The sequence below is a fragment of the Paracoccus sp. (in: a-proteobacteria) genome, assembly GCF_032007265.1.
In the GTDB taxonomy this organism is placed as follows: domain Bacteria; phylum Pseudomonadota; class Alphaproteobacteria; order Rhodobacterales; family Rhodobacteraceae; genus Paracoccus.
Genome location: NZ_DALZMB010000063.1, coordinates 1 through 24022 on the forward strand (window position 1 = coordinate 1; position 24022 = coordinate 24022).

22 protein-coding genes and 1 tRNA gene are annotated in these 24022 nt (G+C 58.3%); 20 read left to right on the top strand and 3 right to left on the bottom strand.

Annotated features, from left to right (window positions below; genetic code table 11):
- From RTS12_RS13300 to RTS12_RS13355, 12 genes are all read left to right on the top strand, one after another.
- Positions 1–430: acyl-CoA dehydrogenase family protein (locus RTS12_RS13300; RefSeq protein ID WP_312529318.1), on the top strand; the 430-nt coding region annotated here is incomplete at its 5' end.
- 7 nt (positions 431–437) lie between these two features.
- The gene (locus RTS12_RS13305) at positions 438–1793 is read left to right on the top strand and encodes an MmgE/PrpD family protein (protein ID WP_312529320.1); all 1356 of its coding nucleotides are present in this window, start codon (positions 438–440) and stop codon (positions 1791–1793) included.
- 83 nt (positions 1794–1876) lie between these two features.
- Positions 1877–2767 carry an MBL fold metallo-hydrolase gene (locus RTS12_RS13310; RefSeq protein WP_312529322.1) on the top strand — a complete coding sequence of 297 codons (891 nt, stop codon included), beginning with the start codon at positions 1877–1879 and terminating at the stop codon, positions 2765–2767.
- A gap of 17 nt (positions 2768–2784) precedes the next feature.
- A complete protein-coding gene (locus RTS12_RS13315) occupies positions 2785–3810 on the top strand; it encodes a LacI family DNA-binding transcriptional regulator (RefSeq protein WP_312529324.1) in 1026 nt (341 codons plus the stop codon).
- A 164-nt stretch (positions 3811–3974) separates the two neighbouring features.
- Positions 3975–5198 carry an NADH:flavin oxidoreductase/NADH oxidase gene (locus RTS12_RS13320; RefSeq protein WP_312529325.1) on the top strand — a complete coding sequence of 408 codons (1224 nt, stop codon included), beginning with the start codon at positions 3975–3977 and terminating at the stop codon, positions 5196–5198.
- On the top strand, positions 5195–5956 hold the full coding sequence (locus RTS12_RS13325) for an aspartate/glutamate racemase family protein (protein WP_312529327.1): 762 nt from the start codon (positions 5195–5197) through the stop codon (positions 5954–5956). The genes RTS12_RS13320 and RTS12_RS13325 overlap by 4 nt, the downstream gene beginning before the upstream one ends.
- A gap of 20 nt (positions 5957–5976) precedes the next feature.
- Positions 5977–7380 carry an MmgE/PrpD family protein gene (locus tag RTS12_RS13330; protein WP_312529328.1) on the top strand — a complete coding sequence of 468 codons (1404 nt, stop codon included), beginning with the start codon at positions 5977–5979 and terminating at the stop codon, positions 7378–7380.
- Positions 7377–8564, top strand: a complete 1188-nt coding sequence (locus RTS12_RS13335) for an NADH:flavin oxidoreductase/NADH oxidase (protein ID WP_312529330.1) — start codon at positions 7377–7379, stop codon at positions 8562–8564. Before RTS12_RS13330 ends, RTS12_RS13335 begins: the two co-directional genes overlap by 4 nt.
- A 71-nt stretch (positions 8565–8635) precedes the next feature.
- Positions 8636–10216, top strand: a complete 1581-nt coding sequence (locus tag RTS12_RS13340; protein ID WP_312529332.1) for a class I adenylate-forming enzyme family protein — start codon at positions 8636–8638, stop codon at positions 10214–10216.
- Positions 10213–11193 carry an MBL fold metallo-hydrolase gene (locus RTS12_RS13345; protein ID WP_312529333.1) on the top strand — a complete coding sequence of 327 codons (981 nt, stop codon included), beginning with the start codon at positions 10213–10215 and terminating at the stop codon, positions 11191–11193. Before RTS12_RS13340 ends, RTS12_RS13345 begins: the two co-directional genes overlap by 4 nt.
- A 2-nt stretch (positions 11194–11195) precedes the next feature.
- On the top strand, positions 11196–12170 hold the full coding sequence (locus RTS12_RS13350) for an NAD(P)H-quinone oxidoreductase (RefSeq protein ID WP_312529356.1): 975 nt from the start codon (positions 11196–11198) through the stop codon (positions 12168–12170).
- A 154-nt stretch (positions 12171–12324) separates the two neighbouring features.
- A complete protein-coding gene (locus RTS12_RS13355; RefSeq protein ID WP_312529335.1) occupies positions 12325–13377 on the top strand; it encodes an LLM class flavin-dependent oxidoreductase in 1053 nt (350 codons plus the stop codon).
- Positions 13378–13484: 107 nt separating this feature from the next.
- Here the strand turns inward: RTS12_RS13355 and RTS12_RS13360 are convergent, their stop codons facing one another.
- Complete coding sequence (locus RTS12_RS13360) at positions 13485–14264, bottom strand: helix-turn-helix transcriptional regulator (protein WP_312529337.1); 780 nt, start codon at positions 14262–14264, stop codon at positions 13485–13487.
- Between the two features lie 93 nt (positions 14265–14357).
- On the opposite strand from RTS12_RS13360, the gene RTS12_RS13365 reads away from it, so the two are divergent.
- The 5 genes from RTS12_RS13365 (at position 14358) to RTS12_RS13385 (ending at position 19248) form a co-directional block, all read left to right on the top strand.
- Positions 14358–15446 (top strand): ABC transporter ATP-binding protein, encoded by a 1089-nt coding sequence (locus tag RTS12_RS13365; protein WP_312529339.1) that lies wholly within the window; start codon positions 14358–14360, stop codon positions 15444–15446.
- Between the two features lie 181 nt (positions 15447–15627).
- Positions 15628–16785, top strand: a complete 1158-nt coding sequence (locus tag RTS12_RS13370) for a spermidine/putrescine ABC transporter substrate-binding protein (RefSeq protein ID WP_312529340.1) — start codon at positions 15628–15630, stop codon at positions 16783–16785.
- Between the two features lie 13 nt (positions 16786–16798).
- Positions 16799–17650, top strand: coding sequence for an ABC transporter permease (locus RTS12_RS13375; RefSeq protein WP_312529342.1), 852 nt, complete (start codon positions 16799–16801; stop codon positions 17648–17650).
- Between the two features lie 10 nt (positions 17651–17660).
- On the top strand, positions 17661–18467 hold the full coding sequence (locus tag RTS12_RS13380) for an ABC transporter permease (protein WP_312529344.1): 807 nt from the start codon (positions 17661–17663) through the stop codon (positions 18465–18467).
- A gap of 22 nt (positions 18468–18489) precedes the next feature.
- Complete coding sequence (locus RTS12_RS13385) at positions 18490–19248, top strand: SDR family NAD(P)-dependent oxidoreductase (protein ID WP_312529346.1); 759 nt, start codon at positions 18490–18492, stop codon at positions 19246–19248.
- Between the two features lie 431 nt (positions 19249–19679).
- Here the strand turns inward: RTS12_RS13385 and RTS12_RS13390 are convergent.
- Together RTS12_RS13390 and RTS12_RS13395 are read right to left on the bottom strand one after the other, a co-directional pair.
- A tRNA-Asn gene (locus RTS12_RS13390) sits at positions 19680–19754 on the bottom strand.
- 73 nt (positions 19755–19827) lie between these two features.
- Positions 19828–20721 (bottom strand): MBL fold metallo-hydrolase, encoded by an 894-nt coding sequence (locus RTS12_RS13395; RefSeq protein ID WP_312529348.1) that lies wholly within the window; start codon positions 20719–20721, stop codon positions 19828–19830.
- Between the two features lie 33 nt (positions 20722–20754).
- Between RTS12_RS13395 and RTS12_RS13400 the strand changes: the two genes are divergently transcribed.
- The 3 genes from RTS12_RS13400 to fabG all read left to right on the top strand — a co-directional run bounded on the left by RTS12_RS13400 (position 20755) and on the right by fabG (position 23989).
- A complete protein-coding gene (locus RTS12_RS13400) occupies positions 20755–22095 on the top strand; it encodes an ATP-binding protein (protein WP_312529350.1) in 1341 nt (446 codons plus the stop codon).
- Between the two features lie 138 nt (positions 22096–22233).
- Positions 22234–23160 (top strand): ACP S-malonyltransferase, encoded by a 927-nt coding sequence (gene fabD / locus RTS12_RS13405; protein WP_312529352.1) that lies wholly within the window; start codon positions 22234–22236, stop codon positions 23158–23160.
- A 91-nt stretch (positions 23161–23251) separates the two neighbouring features.
- Positions 23252–23989, top strand: a complete 738-nt coding sequence (gene fabG / locus RTS12_RS13410) for a 3-oxoacyl-[acyl-carrier-protein] reductase (RefSeq protein ID WP_312529354.1) — start codon at positions 23252–23254, stop codon at positions 23987–23989.
- Positions 23990–24022: the final 33 nt, after the last annotated feature.

A 24022-nucleotide genomic window follows, 5' to 3' on the forward strand; every position in this document is an offset into this window, starting at 1 on the left:
GCGCATTCTTGTGGCATCCGAATGCGTGGGCGACGGACGCTATATGCTCAAGCGCGCGGTGGCCTATGCCAACGAGCGCGTGGTCTTTGGCCGGCCTATCGGGGCCAATCAGGGTGTGCAATTTCCAATCGCTCGTGCCCATGTGGAATTGGAGGCTGCAGATCTGATGGCGCGCAAGGCCGCTGCCTTGTTTGAGGCTCATCGTCCCTGCGGCGCCGAGGCAAATATGGCCAAGTTGCTGGCCTCCGAGGCGACATGGAAAGCTGCTGACACTGCATTGCAGACATTTGGCGGGTTTGGCTATGCCACCGAATACGGCATCGAACGGAAATGGCGCGAATGCCGCATTTACCAGACCGCACCAATTTCGACCAATCTTGTGTTGGGCTATGTCGGACAGCATGTCCTTGGCCTACCGCGTTCTTATTGAGTGTATGATGGAAAGCATTACCCAAAAAGCCGCTGAATTCATCGCAGGATTTGACGGAAGATCCGCGCCCCCAGCTGCACGCGATGCGGTACGCATGGGCTTTGTCGATTGTGTTGGTTGCATGCTAGCGGGCGCGGACGAGCCCGCAGTTGCTTTGGCTGCGGCAATAGCTACGCCGCTGCAGGGCAATAATGAGGCTGTGCCCGCGGTGGATGGTCGCGGCTATGGCGCGGCGGATGCGGCATTGATCAATGGTATCGCAGGCCATGTCCTTGATTTCGATGATGTCGCCTTGGCGGGCCATCCCAGCACGGTCCTTGTGCCGACTATCCTGGCAGTTGGTCACGAGACGGGCGCAAGCGGACAGCAGGCCTTTGACGCCTATCTGGTCGGCTATGAGCTTTGGGCCCATTTGGATGCGTTGGAGCCGGGGCATCTGCACGATCGTGGCTTTCACCCAACGGCGGTGCTTGGCACTTTGGCGTGCACGGCGGCCTCTTCGCGGCTCTTTGGCTTAAGCGCGGGTGAAACACGCCATGCGCTGGCCATCGGCGCATCACTTGCTTCTGGACTGGTCGCGAACTTCGGGTCTATGACGAAATCGCTTCACGCTGGTCGCGCAGCCCAATCGGGCATTCATGCCGCGCGGCTGGCCAAGGTCGGGTATAGTGGCAGCCTTGATGCGTTTGAGCACCGGACGGGATTCCTGCGCGCTTTTTCGCCTTCCGGTTCGCCGGTTTTGAACCCCGAGGTTTTTCGAATTGGTGAGCAAATCTTAGCAGAGAGGCACGGCGTCAATATCAAGCGTTATCCGACATGCTATGCAACTCATCGCGCGATCGATGCTATGATCTCACTGGCGGCTCGGCATGATCTGGCCGCGCAAGATATAGCGACCATTCATGTTCACACGGGTATCACCCAACGGCTGATGCTGCGTAATTCACGCCCACAGACTGGTCTCGAGGCAAAATTCTCGATGGAGTTTGCCATGGCCAGTGCTGCGCTGATGCGCCGGGTCGGATTAGCCGAGCTCACCGATGATTTCGTCTTGCGACCCGAAGTTCAGGCCATGTTGGCGCAGGTTGAGGTCACTGTCAGTGATGATCAGGCGGGCGAAGATCTGCCGAATGCGCCCTTTGATCTGGTCTGGGTGACCTTGAAGGACGGCACCGCTCATCGGCACGAGCCAGTTGCCCATGCAAAGGGCAGCTGGCAGCGCAGATTGAGCCGCGACGAGGTGCTGGATAAGTTTGTCGAAACCGCTGGGCGCCGACTGACTAGGGCACAATCACAACAATTGTTCGACCGATTGTGGCAGCTTGATGAACAGAGCGATTTGCGTGAATTGACGCTGTTTTAGGCCAAGTTTCTTTGCGCGAATAGCGCAGAGAGCCATTCCAACTATGCCGTGACCCAAAGCATGACCAAAAGACGGAAAGTAAGATGAGCACCCTTCCCAGCATTCAGGTCCCCGGTGTCTATCACCGCCGCATCGGCGATACGCTGGTTACCGCACTCTCGGATGGCTATGTCGAGATGGGCTACGACATCTTTCGCGAGTTCACGCGTGAGGAGGTAGATCAGCTGATGGCGCGCGATCATCGCATCTCGCCGCCGCGGATTTCGATCAACTGTTTCCTGTTACGCGGGCCAATGGGCACGGTGCTGATCGATTGCGGCTCGCAAGATAAATTCGGACCAACTGCAGGCAAGCTATTCGCCAATCTCGCGGCAGCTGGCGTTCATCCTGCCGAAATCGAACATGTTTTACTGACCCATTGTCACCCCGACCACTCCTGTGGCCTGACAGATGTGGTAACAGGTCAAAGGTTATTTCCAAACGCGACCATCATCGTCAATCGCAAGGAGATCGCCCATTGGTTTTCTGATGATGAGATGAATAGGGCCGATGCGCGCAAACGTGAGCGATACTTCGGCTGGACCCGTGAACAGATTAGCCCCTACCGCGATGCAGGGCGCCTGCGATTGGCAGATGACGGCGAAGAGGTTCTGGCAGGCGTAACCTTAGTTGAATGTGCGGGCCATACTCCCGGCCATTCGACATGGATGGTCTGCGAACAGGGGCACAAAATGATTGTCTGGGGCGATCTTGCCCATGTGCCCGAGGTGCAGGTTGCCCGTCCTGAAGTGTCCATGAGCTTTGATTTCGACCCCGATTTGGCCGCCAAAAACCGCATCGCATTGCTGTCTCGCATCTTTGCCGAAGACATACTGGTTGCAGGAATGCATATCCATTTTCCTGGCTTCGGCTGGCTAAAGCGAGACGGAAACGGCTATCGTGTCGCGACCGAACAATGGGCTTTCGAGATATAAGGTTGGCGAAAAATAACATGTCAAAAACACCAACCATCCGCGAAGTTGCCAAATTGGCAAGTGTTTCGATAGGGACAGTTTCGCGTGTAATCAATGGGGCCGCAGACGTCTCACCGGTGATCCGAAAGTCTGTCGAAAGCGCAATTGAAGAGCTGGGATATGTGCCAAATGCGGCCGCGAAATCCATGAGGATGGGGCGCAGCAGAACTGTGGGCTGCATCCTGCGTGAGATTAATATTGCCCAGCTTGGCGGATTTGTCTCGACCGCACAAAACGTGCTGACCGAAGCGAGATATTCGCTGCTGATTGCCAATTCCGATGGAAGGCGCCAACGCGAGATTGAACTTTTGCGAAGCTTTTCATCGGGGCAGGTCGATGGCATCCTGATGGGACCTTATACCCCGATTGAGGGCGAGTTTGAGGAAATTCTCCGCGCGCTACCCGTGCCCTTGGTCATGATCGACCGTGATCAGCCTTTGTGGTGTGATGCGGTTTATGCCGATCATGAAGGTGGGATCTATCAAGCGTGCTCTCACCTCTTGAACCTCGGTCATCGCCGCATCGCGCTGCTGACCGGGCCTGCACGTCTACATCCGGGGGGGGCACGACTGCGTGGGTTCATGCGTGCCCATGCCGAGAAGAAAGTGGCACCTGTGCCCGATCTGGTGATTTCGGAAAGTTTTCTGAATGATCATGGCTATCGAGCAACGTCGTCATTGCTGGGCCTAGCACAGCCACCAACCGCGATCATCGCAGGCGGCATCGATATGCTGCCAGGCGTTCTACGCGCCATTCGCACGCGAGGGTTGGATGTACCCAATGATATTTCCGTAATCGCATCGGGCCAGAGCGACCTAAGCGATCTACATCAGCCACCGATTGGCGTGGTCGGCTGGAGCCAAAACGAAGTTGGAGCCACTGCCGCAGCCCTGCTGCTGGATCTGATCGCCAACGGCAAAAGGGAGGAGCCGCGCCGTGTCATTATTCCGACCAGATTTAACCCTCAGGCCTCGTGCATGCCGCCGCGAAAGGCCGAACTCTAGCCCGTCGTGTCTTTAATCCAATAAGCTAGGGGCGCCGTCCAAAGCCCGACCGCACCCCTTCTCCAAGCCTCGTCCCACAACGGGACAATCCCGAGAACCTCACGCGTTTTCCGGGCCGGACCTTTGCTGTCCGGTACGTGGCGCGGCAGAATGGAGCAACCACCATGACCCATAGTACAAAGCTTTTTTCTCAGATCACCTTTCGAGGGGTGACACTGAAAAATCGTGTCGTCATCTCGCCGATGGGAACTTACTCAGCCGAGAACGGCATTCTTCAGCCATTTCATCACACCCATTACCCAGCTTTTGCCATGGGCGGTGCAGGGCTGGTCATGGTCGAACAAACATCAATTACGCGGCAGGGGCGCATCACGAATGGTGATCTGGGCATGTGGGCTGACAGCCAGATCGAGGGGATGCGCGCGCTAACCAGCCATGTCAAAAGCTACGGAGCCAAAATTGGGATCCAGCTGAACCACGGCGGGCGTAAATGCGCGATGCAGCGTGCATTTCGCGGCAATGGCCCCCTGACCGAGCGCGATCTTGCGTCAGGAGAAGAGATTTGGACCCCTCTGGCGCCTTCAGCCATTCCTTTGGGTGAAGGGTGGCAGGTACCCGAGGAGATCACCCTTGGGCAACTGGACGGCCTGCGCGATGCTTGGGTTGCAGCGGCGCGGCGCGCGGTGCTTGCGGGTTTCGACCTGATCGAGATCCATATGGCGCATGGTTATCTGCTGCAAAATTTCCTGTCTCCTCTCGCCAACCAACGCAGCGACGGCTATGGCGGCGATCTTGATAGCCGGATGCGATTTCCGCTTGAGGTGGTGCGAGCAATTCGTGCGGTGGTACCGCAATCTATGCCGCTTTTCGCTCGTATCTCCGCTACGGATTGGATCGAGGGTGGCTGGACGCTGGAAGATAGCATTGTGCTGTCACAAGAGCTGAAGGCAGCTGGTATCGACGTGATAGATTGCTCGTCAGGAGGAAATTTACGCACAGGGGCAACCAATGCCAGTCTTGGCCGCGGGCCAGGCTATCAGGTGCCTTTTGCCGAAAGCATCCGCAATCGAGTCGGCATTGCAACTGCGGCCGTCGGCATGATCCGTACTGCTCAATTTGCTGAAAGCATTTTACAGGAAGGGCGTGCCGATCTGATTTGCATCGCACGACAGGCGCTGTTTGATCCGTTCTGGGCCCATCATGCCGCCGATGCGTTGGGCGTAAATCACGGCTTTGCCGATTGGCCAGCGCAATATGGCTGGTGGCTAGAGAAATGGGCCAAGGCTTTGCAGGCCAATGGAGAAACTCCGAATGGCCCGGAGGTTTTTCCTACCGTTGCTCCACCATTCGCCGTCGGGCCAGCGCGTTGTGAGGAGCGACTGGCATGACCATCCGAATTTGGCACCAATCGGTGAATGAGTTGGCCCGGATTGACGCATATAAACAGGGGATCGAGGCCCATGCTAGACGTTTTCTCGGGGATTCGGCGTCGGTTTATGTCACTGGTATGCCCAATGGCACCTATGGGGATCTGAGCCCCAGCGATGCACTTGGGGACGCATATGCCTACCACCGGGTCTTATCGCCCTTGGTGGAGCATGCCGTTCAGGCCGAGCAGCAAGGCTTTGATGCCTTTGTTATCGGTTCGTTCAGCGAACCCTATCTGCGCGAGATGCGTACGGCGGTAGACATTCCGGTTGTCTCCCTGACCGAGGCAGCATTGCTTATGGGCTGTGCATTGGGCGAACGCATCGCCATGATTTCGAATGCTCCGAACGTCGCCTATATGACACGGAAATCCATTGCCAAGCACCATCTCGAGGCGCGGGTCAGCGCGGTGACCTCACTTTTACCGGGCTGGGATGAGTATGAGCTGATCGCCGCGCGCGATAATCCGCAAACTTTGAATGCAGCCTTTGTCGAACGAGCACGCGCCCTGATCGCGGATGGGGCTGAGGTCATCATTCCTGCCGAAGGTGTGATGGCAGAGATCTTTGCAGTGCAAGGATTGAACCGCATCGATCAGGCCGTAGTTCTTGACGTTTTTGCCGCGGCCTGGACCCAAGCATTGGGGCTGATCCAGCTACGGCGCCGCCTTGACCTCGGTGTCAGTCGTGCCTGGGCCTATCGCCGCAACGGCTCGTGAAGTTTTTTGGGGGGACAATCATGATGACAAGAACAGCAGGTCAGGTTCTGGGCGAGTATCTGGGCGGCTTCTCGCAGTTAGAGTTAGCATATGATATTCGAGAAAAGGCGTTGATGTGCCTTTTTGATACGTTGGGTCTTGCTCTTAGCGCTCAACATGAGCCGACTGCCCAGGCAGCCCTTTCGTCGTCGCAGCTATTGCCTGATAATACACAGGCCAGCGCTAGCGCCTGGATCATGCCTGCAAGGATAAGTGCCAGCGAGGCGGCTTTGGCCAATGGCGTTGCGGCCCATGCCCATTTTCAAGACGATACCGATATCCCGTCTTGGACCCATCCGGGCTCGCTTGTGCCGCCTGCTGTGGTCGCTTTGGCCGAGCGGCAGGGCGCAACACTTTTGCAAGTGCTGAACGCCATTGTAGCGGGTTATAGCACGATAAACTGGCTTGGCCGCGACGAAGTCGTTTCACGTAAACTGATAGCGCGCGGTTTGCGTACCAGCCCGACATTTGGCACAATTGCGGCTGCGGCGGGTTGCGCGGCACTTTTGCGGTTGAATGCTGCGCAGGCCGCTTCGGCTGTATCGATCGCGGCTTCGATTACTGGCGGCACATTAGAGCCGGTTCGGGCGGGCTCGGATGAGTGGCGCGTACAAAATGGGCGCGCGGCACAGGGCGGGCTGATCGCTGCGCTAATGGCGAGTTCGGGCGTGTCTGGGGCTCCGGAGGCTTTGGATGGGCCCAAGGGCTTTTTGGCTACGCTCGCAGGCATTGCAACCATGCCCGAAGTTTGGATCACACCCCCAGACCCTGCCACGATGCTTAAAGTGGTTTGCAAGCCTTATGCAACGCTCGGTGACAATATGCCTGCTGCTATGGCAGCGCAAAAGCTGTTTCAAGACGGCATCGAGCCCAATCAGATCGAGGCAATCGAGGTCACCCTGTGGGAGCCTTTCACCGCCTATCCTGGCACCAACTTCACGGGTCCCTTCACGCGGCTGGTTCAGACGCAAGCCAGCACGGCATTTGCCGTGGCCACGATGCTGACCCAAGGCGATATCACCTATGATATGGGAAATAGTCTGCGCGACGATCCTGCGATTTTGAATCTTGTTGCGCGTACCGTGGTTCTGCCAGATGAGGCAATTGGCGCGTTGGATTCCAAGCTGGTCGTGCGCATGAAAGATGGCAGCCGCCGCAGCGCGGTCACCGCTGATCTTCCACGTGATCTGATCTATCTGACCCGAACCCGCACGCTTGCGGTTTTCGAGTCGCGAATGGCGCGGCTTGGGGTTCCGGCTGGAAGGGCCACGACCTTTGCCTCGCGGCTTTTCGATGGTCTGGGGCAGGGCAAATCTCCGTCCATGCGCGAGGTTATGACGGAACTTCATTCGTTGGGCGCAAGTATCTCAAAAGGTGCGGCATGAACGCGCCTGCCGAGCTGCCACTGCTCTTTCAGCCATGGACTATTCGTGGGCTGACGCTGAAGAACCGGATCGTCGTCTCGCCAATGGGAACCTATGCAGCCGAGGACGGTCACCTTACGCCCTTTCAGTTTGCGCATTACCAACGCATGGCCATGGGCGGTGCTGGACTGGTGATCATGGAACAGACGTTTGTCACCCGCGCGGGCCGGGTTTCGAACGGAGATCCGGGGCTGTGGTCCGATAGCCAGATTGCCCCCATGGCGCGGTTGGTCAGCGAGATGAAGCGCTATGGCTCGCGCACTGCCATTCAGATCAGCCATGGCGGTCGCAAGGGGGGGCAACAGCGCGCTTATGAAGGCAATGGCCCGCTTGGCCCGCGAGATCTGGCCGCGGGGAACGAGCAGCTCTATCCGATGGGCGCATCAGCGGTACCTTTGTCCGAGGGCTGGCTGGTTCCGACCGAAATGACAGAGGCTCAAATCGCCGGGATCGTAGACGCATTTGTCTCAGGTACACGGCGGGCAATTCTGGCAGGGTTCGACCTTCTCGAACTGCATCTCGCACATGGCTATCTTCTGCAAAGTTTTCTGTCGCCCTTGGCCAATCATCGTCAAGATCGGTGGGGCGGCAGTCTGGAAAACCGCATGCGATTACCGCTGACCGTTGTTCGTGCCATGCGCGCGATCATGCCTGCGTCCATGCCGCTTTTCGCCCGGCTCTCCGTGACTGATTGGGTCGAGGGCGGTTGGACCGAGGATGACAGCATCATCTTGGTGCGCGAATTACACGCGGCCGGAGTCGATCTGATCGATTGCTCGTCTGGCGGCAACATGCGTGCAGGGGCGACAAACTCAAATCTTGCGCGAGGGCCCGGCTATCAGGTGGCGCTTTCTGAAAGACTGAGACAGCAAACCGGCATGCCAACCGCAGCGGTTGGCATGATACGCAGCGCGGCGTTTGCTGAGGCCGTGCTGCAAGACGGAAAGGCTGATCTGATCTGCATTGGGCGTCAAATGCTCTTTAATCCATTCTGGGCGCGCCATGCCGCATGGGAAATGGGCGTTGACCCTGATTTCGCAGATTGGCCTGAACCCTATGGCTGGTGGCTGGACAAATGGTCGCGTGCGCTAGCGCTGAACGGCGAGGATCCGCAGGGCCCAGAGCGCTTCCCCGACGTTTCGTGAGCGAGGGGGAATATGGGCCCGCCCTGCCACACGAATTTCTGAGACCCAAGAACGTTTGAAAGGTGACGCTTATGAATTGGGGCCAAGAGCTTGCGGCAATATACCACCGGTTCGGCGATCGGATCGGGGTAATCGATGCCGAAGGCGCGCATACGATCGCAAATGTGATGGAAGGCGCAGCAGGCATCGCCCACCGGTTAGGCAGGCTTGGTCTGGGGCCGGGCAGCAATGTGGCGACGATCTTTCACAATTCGGCGAGAGCGGTCTCTGCAAGCTATGGGGTGGCACTGGGGGGGGCATGCGAGGTCCCCATCAATCCGCTGCTTAGCCGCGATGAGCTGGCACATGCACTAAGCTGCGCCAATGTGAGGTTGGTCTTGATCGATGGCGCCGATCCTTTGCCTGATATTGCGCCTTTCCCGACTACTCTTGGATCTGATGGTCCAGCGATTAGTTCGGCTCAAATGCTGGATGTCCGCGCTATCCCTAGCCTTCCCCTTTCGGGGGATGGCTGGCCCGAGGTCGCCTTGGAGGCACCTTCTCGGGTTGTGTTCACTAGCGGCACAACCGGCCCAGCTAAGGGGGCTATTCATACTCATGCCGGGCGATGGGCTGGCGCAGTAATGCTGCGTGCCTCACTGTCGTTCCTAGCTGATCGCAGCAATCGCATTCTATTGATGACCCCGTTTTCTCACGGCAGCTCGCTGTTGACCTTTGCCTATCTATCCGAAGGGGCCAGCGTAAATCTAGTACGCGGGGCCGATGTCACGACCGTCGTGCCGTTAATGGCCAGCGGCACGATTACCGAGGTCTTTGCCCCTCCGACCGTATTGGCCAAATTGACCGAAGCAGCACTTCAGCCCGATTATATGGGCCTAAGCTTTCCGCTGCGGATGATTTTGACCGGAACCGCACCTCTGGCACCCACTGTTTATGAAAAAGCTGCCGCCCGCTTCGGAGAAATCATTCGCGTGACCTACGGGAAAAGCGAGGTGTTCAATCCGATCACGGTACTGTCGCCACCTGAAACCGCCGAAGCCTATCGCAGCGACACCGGTGAGGGCTTGTGCGTTGGATGGCCCGCCACGGGAGTGCGCATCAAGATACGCGATGATGCCAAGAATACTGTCGTAACGGGAGAGACAGGGCGGATCTTTCTTCAAAGTCCGCATCTTTCGATCGGCTACATGACACCAGCAGGGTTAAAACTGCGGGAACCGGGAGAGTATCACGATACGGGTGATCTTGGCCGGATCGATGAGCGGGGGCGACTGTTCCTAGTTTCGCGACAATCCGACATGATGAAAACCGGCGGCTATAAGGTCTCGCCTGATGAGGTCGAGCGAGCGCTGGCCTTGACGCTGTCGGGCACAGACTTTGTGGTGGTGGGATACCCCTCGGACTACTGGGGAGAAATCATCACCGTGATCGCGCAAAATCCGCCTGAAAACTGGCAAGACCGCTTGGCGTGCGCGGCTCAAAGCATGACCAGCTACAAGCGCCCCAGGCTTTTTGCCGAAATAGACCATATGCCGCGCAACAGTATTGGCAAGATCGTACGTGCTCATCTGCGCCGCTGGCTGGTCGATACGTATGAACTTATTGACAGCCCTAGACCGCGTTTGGTTCTCCGGGGCAAGGCAGGCAAATGAGCGATCTTTTCAAAATCGACTTTGCCCAGGTGCCGGCGGTCTATCATCGTCAGTTCGGGGATTGCCTTGTTACCACGATCTGCGACGGCTACGTAGCCTATGACACACTTGATATCATGCGCGACCCTGATCACGCTAAGTTGCGCCGTTTTCTTGAAGATGACGGTCGGGTTTGTCCCCCTGTCGTTTCGATCAACGCATTCCTGATCCGCGACGGCGCCCGCAAGGTGCTGGTCGATTGTGGTTCGGGTCAGATTATGGGGCCAAGCTGTGGGCGTCTTCCTGATCTACTGGCACATCTGGACATAGCACCCGAACAGATCACGGATATCTTGCTGACCCATGTCCATCCTGATCACTCGAACGGGCTGACTGATCCGGAAACGGGAGGCAAGCTTTTTCCAAAGGCGCGCCTGCACGTGCATCAAGCGGAAATCGAGCACTGGTTTGACGACACAGAACGCGCCCGTGCCACCGAGCGTCAAAAGCGGGTCTACTTTGATGCCGCACGCGTCCAGCTTGCTCCCTGGCTTGCTGATGGCAGCGTGACCAGCTTTCGACACACCCATGAAGTCTTGCCCGGGATAACGGCGCTACCCTCGGTCGGTCATACGCCAGGGCATAGTTGTTATATCCTACGCAAGTCACATGAAGCGATGATCATATGGGGGGATACGGTGCATATACCCGAGGTTCAGTTAGGCGATCCCGATGTTGGCATGGTCTTTGACAGTGATAGCCTTGTCGCCGCCCGCTCGCGACGACACATTCTGCAGATGTGCGTGGACAATGATCTTCTTGTCGCGGGTATGCATATCCACTTTCCCGGACTGGCGCGTGTCCGACCTGGGCATCCAGGTGCCTTTCGCATCATACAAGAGCAGTGGTTCCATGCCCAAAATCATGGGCAAAGGCCTGACATCCTTCGCCAAGACAGCACAACGCCCCTCCCTAATACTTCTAGGAATGACCAATGATGATGCGGATATGCGATGCTCCAGTTCCCGGCGGCCCTGAAGCTCTACAGTTCCTGTCTGCGCCTCGGCCCAGCCCGGCTGCGCATGAGGTGTTGATCCGTGTTGGAGCCATAGGAGTGAATCGGCTGGATGCAATGCAGCGAGCAGGTATTTATCCCGTTCCTGAGGGCGAGTACTCGGTCCTTGGCATTGAATGCGGCGGCGAGGTGATTGCGGTGGGGGCCGACGTTCAAGATATTTCTCCCGGCGCGCGTGTCGCGGCGCTATTGGGAGGAGGAGGCTATGCAGAGTACGCGATAGCTGATGCGCGTCATGTCGCCGTTGTTCCCGCTGATTGGAGTGACATTGCCGCAGCCTCGGTCATCGAAACTTTTTGCACTGCCCACGAGACGCTTTTTGAATTGTCGCATCTAACTTTTGGCGAGCGCGTCTTGATCCATGCGGGCGGCAGTGCCGTAGGCAGTACTGCTATTCGCATGGCACAGGCCATTGGCGCCGAAATTGCCACCACCACCGGTAGCGCCGATAAGGCGCAGCGACTGAGTGCGATGGGGGTGAAACACGTGATAAACTATCGCGAACAAGACTTTGTTAAAGCTATTCGCAGCTTTTGGCCCGAAGGGGTCGATGTGATAGAGGACTTCATTGGCCCTGCCTATTTGGCACGACACGTCTCACTGCTGCGCTGGCGTGGTCGAATGGCGTTTGTAGGGCTTCTGTCATCGGGATCTGCCGATCTGGATGTGGCGCGCGTTTTGACACAGATGATCCAGATACGCGGCTTTACTCTGCGGCCCCATTCAGCCAGTGCCAAGGCAGAGGTTGTGGCACGTTTTCGTCAGCGCTGGTTCCCCGAGCTGATTGCGGGGCGCATCGCGCCCGAAATTTATGCCGTCCTGCCCTTCGATCAAGCAGCCGAGGCGCATCGGATGCTGGAAGGTTCGCAAAACTTTGGTAAGATCGTTCTCAGCCTTTAATTCGCCTCCAACTTGCTTGACACTATCGCGCCAAGGCGCTGCGTTCGGAAATTGCGAACACCATATTCGCAATGCCAACTCTGCGCATTTGGGGGAAAAAGCGCCACATGACGCATAACGATTTTGGCGCCGCGCCCTGCGGCAGGAGAATGTCATGAGAGCTTTCGGCTTCTTGAGTTTTGGTCACTATATGAACGGCCGCGGTTCGCAGACCCGGACCGCCAGCGAGATGCTGAAGCAAGCGGTCGAGATCGGCGTTGGCGCTGATGAGCTTGGCGTGAATGGCGCTTATTTCCGCGTGCATCACTTTGCCACTCAGCAAGCCTCACCCATGCCGCTTTTGGCAACCATTGCTGCCAAGACTAAGCATATCGAGGTCGGCACCGGCGTCATCGACATGCGCTATGAAAATCCGCTTTATCTGGCAGAAGAGGCAGCAGCGCTGGATATTCTGGCGGATGGACGCATCGCGCTGGGCATCAGCCGCGGCTCTCCCGAGACGGTTCTGCGCGGCTATGAGCAGTTTGGCTATACCGGCTCGACCGATGAGCGTGGCGCTGATATTGCCCGCGAAAAAACGGATCTGTTCTTGCGGGCGATTGATGGCGCGCCGCTGGCTCAGGGCGATCCCACCATGACCGGTTCGCGGCGCAAGGTGGCCATCGAACCGCGCTCGGCCAGCCTGCGCGATCATATCTGGTGGGGATCCGCCACGCGTGAGACGGCAGAGTGGACGGGGGCGCAGGGGCTTAACCTGATGTCATCGACCCTGCTGACCGAGGATGGGGGCATGCCCTTTGACCAGCTGCAAGCCGAGCAGATCTTGCGATTCCGTGAGGCCTATCGTGCAGCGGGCCATAAGGGGGCGCCGCGCGTTTCGGTCAGCCGCAGCATCTTTCCGATTATGAATGCGCAAGACGCAGCCTATTTCGGAGGTGCAGCCGAGCGCCATGATGCTGTTGGCATGATCGACGGCTTTCGTTCGACCTTTGGTCGCACCTATGCCGGCGAGCCCGACCAGCTGATCGAGGCATTGAAAAAGGATAAGGCCATCGAGCTGGCCGATACGCTGATGTTGACCATTCCGAACCAGCTTGGGCCGGAATACAACCTGCATATCCTTGAATCTTTTGCCAAACATGTCGCACCCGCCCTTGGCTGGCAGCCCAATTGGCAAGGTCCGGTGACGGGCGATCCGATCAACTAACACACCTTTTCATCGGGTGGTCTCCAGCGCCGGGCAGGGGAAACCTTGCCCGGCCTTTTTGTGTTCGGCACAGCCCGCCGGGCCGTTCCTTCCCGCTGGCGGCGCGCCTAACGCTCGTCGGGGGTGATGCCCGCGATGAAGCGCGCGAAAAGCTCGCGCTGCGAGGAAATGCCCAACTTGGCATAGATATTGCGGCGATGAATGCGCACTGTTCCAGTCGTAATCGACAGCGCCTGTCCGGTCGCTTCGGCCGAGTGTCCCTTAAGGATATAGCCGACAATCTCGCGCTCGCGTCGGGTCAGCCCGTCCATCGCCCCCGCCATCTCGGGGTGGGGTTGGGTTTGCTCGGCAAATTGCTGCGAGAGACCGTCCCAGTGTCGGCGCATCAAGGCGACAACCACAGGTGCCAAAGCGGTCAAACGCCGGAATTCCGGTGCGCTAAAGACCTTTTCTTCGCGCATGAGCGACAAGACGACATGGCAGGATCCGGGCATTTGCGCGAAAAAGCCGATTTCTTCTGCGATTTCGGTGCGCATGTAATAAGTGCGAAAATATTCGCCCTGATAAAATCGGTCGGGCGCCAGCATCCGCAGACGGTATAGACCCGGTGGAACGGGTTGGATTGCCGCGATGCAGAAAGGGTCCAGAAGATAGGGCCCCTCTTGATAGTCGCTTACAAATACTCTGCGCCGATTTTTTGGAAAATCATCATATATATCAATCGGTTTAAGCTCATCCTTATAACCGAATATGACCGTGAAATTATACGGCACGATGCTTTGTAACCAAGCAGTCAAAGCTGGGCAAAACCCTGGCTGACCCAGTGCCGCAATGGCATGTGCCAAGGCGTCGGGGCTGGGAAGATCCCTATCTTGAACTTTGTTCATCACGAAAAATATGCCTTTTGTGATATATACAGTTCTTGCGGCCTTTCCTACGCTTTCATGTGAAACAAGATATAGTCAAGGCCTGGATAAACGATGGAAAGCCAACCGATCGCCGAACTTCGAGGGGTGAGCAAACGCTATGGTTTGGTGACGGCGGCTCAGGATTTGAACCTGACAGTTCATCCTGGCGAGTTTCTGTCTTTTCTTGGCCCGTCGGGCTGCGGCAAGACGACGGCTTTGCGAATGTTGGCGGGTTTTGAGCAGGCCAGCGACGGCGAAGTTCTGATCGATGGGAAATGTGTCAACGGCGTTCCCGCCTATCAGCGGCCCGTGAATATGGTGTTTCAGCAATATGCGCTTTTCCCGCATATGACGGTCGCCCAGAACGTCGCCTATGGGCTGAAGCAGCGCCGTCCCAAACCCGATACGGCCCAGATCGAGGCCGAGGTGACACGCGCCCTTGCCATGGTTCGGTTGCAGGATTTCGGTGATCGCCGGATCTGGCAAATGTCAGGGGGCCAGCAGCAGCGCGTTGCGCTGGCGCGGGCGATCGTCAACAAGCCCAAGATCCTGCTTTTGGACGAGCCTATGGCGGCGCTGGACAAAAAACTGCGCCATGACATGCAGCTTGAGCTGAAATCATTGCAGCGCGAGTTGGGGATCACCTTTGTTCTGGTGACCCATGATCAGGAAGAGGCGCTGTCGATGTCGGACCGCATCTGCATCATGAACCGCGGTCGCATTGTTCAGATCGGAAGTGCAGAAGATCTTTATGACCGCCCGCAAAGCCGTTATGTCGCTGATTTTGTTGGGCGCTCGAATTTTATCCCTGCACGCGCCACGGGACGTTCGGGCGATTATCTGATGGCCGAGGGCCCGCAGGGGATGCGCTTTCTGGCGCGCGGCGGCCCACAAAACACGCAAGGCGACATCTTGCTTTGCCTGCGTCCCGAAGAAATCCGTATCCAGCCGCAAGGGACGGCGGGTGGACATCCGATGCGGATCACTCAGCGCATCTTTTTGGGCGAACATATCGAATATCACCTGCAATCGGCCGCCTTTGACCGTCTGATTGCGGTGGTGCAGCGCCCGGATGAGATGGCCGAGGGTGCTCTTGGCCTTGGCTCCGAGGTTTCAGCCATTTGGCGCGACGGGGCCGCTTTGGCTTTGGCTGCCGATTGAAGGCGCGGACCACGAACCGGCCAGCCCGGCACAAGCAGGATTTGGCGGGCACTGCCTGCCAAGTCGCGACAGTTGCGGCAGCTTTGCGCCAAGCGCACTGATTGCCACTTATCAGAAGGCCGTCAGCGACCAATCACCAAGAATTGGCGCTGCAACCCAAAACCAACAGGGAGGATTTGCGTTGAACAACAAGCATGACAGCATCACCGAGCAGGAATTTTTGCGCCAGCTCGAGCGCTATCGCAAAGGGTCGATCTCGCGGCGGCATTTTCTTGGCGTCACCGGGTTGGGGCTGGCGACATCGGTGATGGCGGGGGCAATGCCGGGCTTTGGCCGGGCGATGGCACAGGGCAATATTGGCGATCGCGTTGTGATCGCGACTTGGCCCAACTATCACGACCCCGCCGATTTGGACGCTTTCCGTGACGCCACTGGCTGTGCGGTGGATATGAACGTCTTTGGCTCGAACGAGGAGATGCTGGCCAAACTGCAGGCCGGCGGGACGGGCTGGGATGTGGTTGTGGCCACGAACTATACCATTTCGACCTATGCCGGCGAAAAGATCATCGAAGAACTCGATCTGTCGCGCATTCCGAATTTCGACAAATCTGCCTTTGATCCGCGCTTTGCCGAGCCGGGCGTGATTGACGGCAAGACCTTTGCCATTCCGCGCAATATCGGCACGACCGGCTATTGCGTGAACACCAATGATCTGGACGGTGGGGCGACACCGACCACCTGGAAAGAGTTCTGGGATCTCAGCCGGGATCAACTGACGGGCCGTGCGATGGTGCATGACTATCAGCTGACCGCAATTGGCAATGCTTTGAAATATTACGGCTATTCCTTCAACTCGGTTGATCCCAAGGAACTGGCCGATGCCGAAAAGCTGCTGTTGGACAGCAAGCCGCACCTTTTCGCGATCAACTCTGACTATCAGCCCTCGATCCGCTCGGGGGATGCGGCGATGTCGATGTGCTGGACCGGAGATGCGGTTCAGTTGCAGCGCGACATGCCCGAGATTGCCTATGTGCTGGGTAAAGAGGGGGGCGAGCTGTGGTCGGATTTCTTTACCATCCCCAGCTCGGCACCTCATCGCGATGCGGCCTATGCGCTGATCAACTTCCTGCTAGAGCCCAAAATGGCCGCGCAAGAGGCCAAGTTCCACGGCTACACCACCGGCGATAAACGTGTCGATGCGCTGTTGCCCGAAGAGATGCGCGACAGCCCGATCCTGTTCCCGGCCGCCGATTTGCTGAATGCCTTGGAATTTGGCGCGGCCGTCACCCTGACCAATCCCGAACGTGCCGAGATCATGGCGCGGTTCAAAGCGGCCTAAGGGGAGGAAAAGCATGCCGTCGTCGCTGCGCACCACGCTTTTTCTGGCCCCGGCGACGGCATGGCTATTGTGCATGCTTGTGATGCCGCTGGTGGTGGTCATCATCTTCAGCTTTGGGGAAAGGGGGGCCGCGGGCGGATATGTCCCGGCCTTTACATTCGATAATTTTGCAAATCTTGGCAGCCGCTGGACTGCGTTCAAGAATACGCTGACACTGGCGCCGCTTGGCACGGTTTTATGCCTGCTGATCGCCTATCCCCTGGCTTATTTTCTCGCGTTGCGCGCTGATCCGCGCTGGCGCACGATTTTGCTGATCCTGGTGATTGTGCCATTCTGGACCTCGATCCTGATCCGCTCTTATGCCTGGATCCAGATCCTTGGGGGAAATGGCCTTCCCAAGATCATCGCCGAACTGGGAATGGGCCGTCCTCGCCTGATCAACACGCCTTTCGCGGTGATGGTGGGCATTGTCTATGCCTATCTGCCTTTGATGGTTTTTCCGATCTATGTCGCCTTGGAAAAGCTGGATCGCAAACTGCTAGAGGCCTCTTCTGATTTGGGAAGCCCGCCTTGGCGCACTTTCCTGCAGATCACGCTGCCGCTGTCGATGGCCGGGGTGGCGACGGGCTCGATGCTGGTTTTCATCTTGCTGATGGGCGAGTTCCTGATCCCGCAGATTCTGGGCGGGGGGAAGGTTTTCTTTGTCGGTAACGCGCTGGTCGATCTGTTCCTGCAATCCAGAAACTGGCCCTTTGGCGCAGCAGTGGCGGCAACGCTGGTCTTGGCGATGCTGATCACCGTGACACTTTATCTTGCGGCAGTCCGGCGCTTTTCGGGCGGTCGTGACGATATCGCATTGATGTAAGGAGGGCTGAATGCGCCTTTATGCCCTTTGTGTTTATCTTTTCCTTTACATCCCGATCGGGGTCATTGCGCTATTCTCGTTCAACGCGGGGCGTCATGCCACTCAATTGACGGGATTTTCCGTGCAATGGTACGGAAAGGCCCTGAGCAATCCCTTTGTGCTGGGCGCTTTGAAAACCAGCTTGATCGTGGCGCTGTCGTCAGCGGTTCTTGCGACGGTCTGTGGCACGTTGGCGGCGGTTGCCTTGCAGGGCGTGCGGGGGCGGCTGCGCATGGTCTATGATGCGCTGATCTATATGGCGGTGATGGTGCCGGGCATCGTGATCGGCATCGCCACGCTGATTGCCTTGGTGACGGTTTTTGGCGTGCTAAACCCCTATCTGGCGGCCATTTTCGGGGGCGAGCATCCGCCGCAGCTTGCGCTTGGCAAAGGATCGCTGATTGCGGCGCATGGTCTGTTCACCATGGCACTGGTCGTTGTCATCGTGCGTGCAAGGTTGCAGGGAATGGACCGATCCTTGATCGAGGCGGCATCCGATCTGGGCGCCCCGCCGATGCGCAGCTTCGTACAGATCACCTTGCCGCAAATCGCACCAGCGGTTTTCGCGGGCTTTCTGCTGGCTTTCACCTTCAGCTTTGATGATTTCATCATCGCGTTTTTCGTCGCGGGTTCAGAGACGACATTGCCCATCTATGTCTTTTCGTCGATCCGGCGTGGTGTCACCCCTGAAATCAACGCCATTGGCACGATGGTCCTGGCGGTCTCGTTGGTCACGCTGGTCACGGCGCAGATGATCTTGCGCCGGCGCGCTCGCTAATTCCCATTCTGGAGAAAATGACATGGAACTACGCGATCGTATCGCATTGGTCACGGCAGGCGGCTCTGGCATTGGCAGGGCCGGGGCCATGATCATGGCGCGTCAGGGCGCGCATGTGATCGTGACCGACCTTGATGGCGCCCGTGCGCAGGCCGTGGCCGAAGAGATCACCGCAGCAGGTGGCCGTGCCGAGGGGTTCGCGCTTGATGTTCTGGACGATACGGCGCTCGAAGGGGCCATTCAGGGCGCCGCCGCGCGCCATGGTCGCCTGGACATCTTGCATTCCCATGCAGGGGTGCAGGTGGCAGGCCGTTTGGATCAGGTCAGTGCCGCGCAGATGGATCTATCCTGGCGGCTGAATGTACGCTCGCATTTCGTGGCGGCCAAAGCGGCAATGGCCGCGATGATGCCGCGCCGCTCTGGGTCGATCATCATCACATCCTCGAATTCGGGGGTGCAATATGATCGCGAGATGATTGCCTATTGCACGACAAAACACGCCGTGATTGCCATGGTGCGCCAGATTGCCGCCGATTACGCGCGCCACAATATCCGCTGCAACGCCTTGTGCCCCGGCTTTGTCGATACCGTGTTCAATGCTGGCTTTGAGGCCCAAATGGGCGGGCGCGCCGCCCTGGAGGAATACGTGCGTGACACCATTCCGATGGGCCGATTTGGCAGTGCCGAGGAAATAGGCGAAGCTGTGGCCTATCTCGCCTCTGATAAATCCGCCTTTATGACCGGACATGCGCTGGTAATTGACGGGGCGGAAAGCCTATAAGGCGCTGATCCCTAAGGAGCATCAGATCAGCCCGATGACCCGATGAAACGTCGTCGCGGATTGCGGCCCCGCGTGCCCCGCACATGTGCGCGCCCGAAAGACAGAAATTCAGCGCGAAAAACTGGGCCATGCGATGCGCGGCGGAGCTTTGGCTTGTCGTGGCGCGAATATGGTTTGCAAGCGATCGCGATCGCCGGGGCAACGGGCTGCGGGATCGCTAGCTGCGCAAAGCGGGCGAACAGCCTTGGCCGGGACAAAATCAGTGCTCAGCCAGGTAAACTGGGGGGCGTCCCGATGCAAAGCGTCACGGGCTAAAGGCGAAAACCATCAGCGACGAACAGCATTCGTCAAAGCCCAAATCGCCGCGCGTGAATGTGAAAAAGCTTACGCGCTATCGTGCGGGGTAAGTCTATGTATCTTAAAATGTAAGATGGCTCCGGCGGTAGGGATCGAACCTACGACCAATTGATTAACAGTCAACTGCTCTACCGCTGAGCTACGCCGGATCATGTGAGGCGGTGTATAGCCATGCCGTTCGGCCCCGTCTAGAGGGCGAAACGCTTTTTTTTCTTTTATCCGTTATCTCGCATAAAAGACTGAATTTTCTTGCAGTTTGCCCTCGTGACGCAGCGCGCCCAGATCGGCTAATGCGATCAAATGGGCCAGAACATTTCGGCTGGCCGCATGAATCAGCTCTGGTCCCACGTCATAGATACGCCGCGCCAAGGTTTCGGCATTGGCGGGGCTTTCATCAAGGGCCGTCAGAATTTGCATGCTGCGATCGCGGCGATGTTTGGCCAGATTGTGCAGGCGTTGTGCCACATGATCGACCGGCGCGCCATGCGCGGGATAAAGCCGGCGGGCCCCAAGTCGTTCGAGTTTCGCAAGTGAGCGCATGAAATCGGCCAGATCACCATCGGGGGGCGAAATCAGGGTCGAGGACCAGCCCAGCACCAAATCGCCGCAAAAGACGTGATCGCCCGCCACAAAGCTAAGGTGGTTGCAGAAATGACCGGGCGTATGCAGCGCGCTGAGCTGCCATTCCGCGGTGGAAATGCTGTCACCCTCGCGCAGGCAGATATCGGGGTCAAAACTTGCGTCAACGCCCTCGCCACCGCCCAGAAAGCCCTGATCCAGCAGGCGTGACATTACCGCCGAGCGGCCCGCGCTGGCCGGGCCAAAGCCCAAAATCGGTGCGCCCGTCATCTGCGACAGCCGCGCGGCCCCCGCAGAGTGATCCAGATGGGCATGGGTCACAAAAATATGGGTGATGCACCCGTCGCCTGCGGCTTGCGAAATCGCCTCGATATGGCTGGGCAGGTCAGGGCCGGGGTCGATCACGGCAATCTCTTTGTGACCCAACATGAATGTATTCGTGCCCGGGCCGGTCAGGGGCGATGGGTTGGGGGCCAGCAGAACGCGTGGACCTTGCGGGGCTTTGGGGTCAATCGGGGCTGTTTCATGGATGCTCATGGCGCTAATCTAGCATCCTGTGCAGGAGGTTCCATGAATTTTGAGTGGCTCAAGCGCCTGATGCCGCGCGGGCTTTATGGGCGGGCCGTGCTGATCTTGTTTCTGCCGGTCGTTGTGGTGACAAGCGTTGTCTCGTTGATGTTCTTGCAACGTCATTTCGAGGATGTGACGCGGCAAATGACGGCGGGGCTGTCGCGAGAGCTAAGCCTTGTGGCATTGCGCATCGATGGGGCGCCTGACATTCTAACCGCGCGTCATGAGGCCAATGAGGTCGCCATTCCCCTTGGCCTAGAGCTGCGTATGCCGCCAACCAGCCCCCCAAGTGAGGATCGAAACCTGTTCGATCTGTCGGGACGGGTGGTGATCTCTTCGTTGCATATGCTGGTGCCGCAGGTGCAGGCCGTCAATCTGGGTGATCCCAAAGACGTGGTCGTCACCATGGATAGCAAATTCGGTCCCTATCAGCTGGCCGTCTCGCGGCGCAGGGTTTCGGCCTCGAACCCCCATCAGTTGCTGGTGTTGATGGCGGGAACATCGCTTTTGATGTCGGTCATCGCCTCGATCTTTTTGCGCAACCAATTGCGCCCGATCCGCCGATTGGCCCGGGTCGCCGAAGAATATGGCAAGGGCCGCATCTTGCCCTATCGCCCGGCAGGCGCCATCGAGGTGCGCAAGGCAGGACAGGCATTTTTGGAAATGCGCAGCCGCATCGAGCGCCAAAACGAGCAGCGCGGCCAGATGTTGTCCGGGATCAGCCATGACCTGCGCACCCCTTTGACGCGGTTGAGGCTGGGCTTGTCGATGCTCTCGCCCGATTATCCGCCCGAGCGCGATGAGCTGGAGGGCCTTGAGGGGGATGTCGCTGCCATGTCGGTCATGGTGGACGCCTTTCTTGACCACGCGCGTTCGATTGCCCAAGAGCCGGACCCCGAAGAGGTGGTGGCGCTCGATTTCGTGCGCAAACTGGTGGCAGATGCCAAGCGCGGCGGGCTGAAGGTCGAATTGGGCAATCTGGAAGGTGACCCCGAGGCACAGGTGACCTTTCGCCCCGATACGCTGCGCCGTGCGGTCGAGAACCTGATCGGCAATGCTGTCAGATACGGCACCCATGCCGAGGTTGACGCGGCCCTTGGCCCAAGCTTCTTTCGCATTTCGGTCGAGGATGATGGGCCGGGCATTGCGCCCGAGCGGCGCGAAGAGGCATTGCGTCCCTTTACCCGGCTGGATCCCGCGCGCAATCAAAACAAGGGTGAGGGTGTCGGTTTGGGGCTGTCGATTGCCGCTGATATTGCCCGCGCGCATGGTGGTCAGTTGCGGTTGGTCGAGGGCACGCGATTGGGGGGGCTGCGCGCCGAGATTGTTTTGCCGCGCTAGCCCGCAAAGCTTCGGGGGGTGGGCTGATGAAGCGGGCTGACAATCCAACAAGCTGCGCCGCCTATGTGCGGCCATGGTTGCGAGAGGGCTTGCGCCGCGATAAGCCTGCATGAACCGGATATAAAAGGAGACTACCCCATGCGGGCATTCGTATTCCCGGGGCAGGGCGCTCAGGTCATTGGCATGGGACGCGATCTGGCCGAGGCCTATCCCGCCGCACGCGCCGTCTTTGACGAGGTCGATGAGGCGCTGGGTGAAAAGCTGTTGGATCTGATCTGGAACGGCGATATCGAGACGCTGACCTTGACGCAAAATGCCCAGCCCGCGCTGATGGCAACCTCGATTGCGGCTTTGCGCGCACTTGAGACCGAGGGCTATGGCATCGGGGATGCGGATTTTGTCGCGGGCCATTCGCTTGGCGAATATTCTGCCCTTTGTGCCGCTGGCGCGCTGACTTTGTCAGATACCGCGCGGCTTTTGCGCTTGCGCGGCAGCGCCATGCAAGAGGCAGTGCCCGTCGGTCAGGGCGCGATGGCGGCGATTCTGGGTCTTGATTTTGCGGCCGTGGAACAGCTTGCACGCGATGCGGCCGAGGATGAGGTGTGTCAGGCCGCCAATGACAACGATCCCGGCCAAGTCGTGATCTCGGGTCACAAGGCCGCAGTCGAGCGTGCAGCCGTTCTGGCAAAAGAGCGCGGGGCGAAGCGCGCATTGATGTTGCCGGTCTCGGCGCCATTTCATTCGACACTGATGCAGCCCGCAGCGGCGGTCATGGCCGAGGCGCTGGCCGCAGTCGAAATCCAGATGCCCGAAGTCGCGCTGATCGCCAATGTGCGCGCCGAACCCGTCAGCGAACCCGGCGCGATCCGCCGGCTGTTGGTTGAGCAGGTCACGGGTTCCGTGCGCTGGCGGGAATCGGTCCTGTTCCTCAAAGAGGCCGGTGTCACCGAATATTGGGAGATCGGCGCTGGCAAGGCGCTGACGGGGATGATCAAGCGCATCGATAAAGAGGCCGTGACGCGCAATATCGCGACCCCTGCTGATATTGTGGCGTTGAAGGGCTGAGACAGTCTGGGCCGAGGCCGAGACGAAAGCAGCGGCCGGGGGCGCGGCCCCCGGACTCCCGGGATATTTGGACATGAAAGACGGAGAGAAAATGTTTGATCTGACTGGCAAGCGTGCGCTCGTAACGGGTGCTTCGGGTGGAATTGGTGGCGCGATCGCGCAAGCCTTGCATGGGGCGGGCGCGACCGTGACCTTGTCGGGCACCCGCGAGGCCCCTTTGCGCGAACTGGCCGAGCAGATGGGCGAGCGGGCCTTCGTCGCCACGGCGAATCTTTCCGATGCTGCCGAGGTCGAGGCGTTGCCAAAGGCCGCAGCCGAGCTGATGGGCGGCATCGACATCTTGGTCAACAATGCCGGCATCACGCGCGATAATTTGTTTATGCGCATGTCGGATGAAGAGTGGGCGCAGGTGATCGAGGTCAATCTGACCTCGAGCTTTCGTCTGTGCCGCGCGGTTTTGCGTGGGATGATGAAGGCGCGTTGGGGCCGTATCGTCAATGTCAGCTCGATCGTCGGAGCCACGGGAAATCCGGGTCAGGGCAATTATGCAGCAGCCAAGGCCGGTTTGGTCGGAATGTCAAAAAGCCTTGCATTTGAAGTCATTAGCCGCGGCATCACCGTGAATTGCATCGCGCCTGGCTTTATTGAAACCGCCATGACCGATAAGCTGAATGACGAACAAAAGGGGCGGATTTTGACGCAGATCCCTGCCGGGCGTATGGGCACGGCACAGGAAATTGCGGCGGCCGCGCTTTATCTGTCAAGTGGCGAGGCGGGCTATGTGACCGGAACGACGCTGCATGTGAATGGCGGCATGGCGATGCTGTAAAAATGGTTTATGCAGTTGCAAGATCACAGCTGC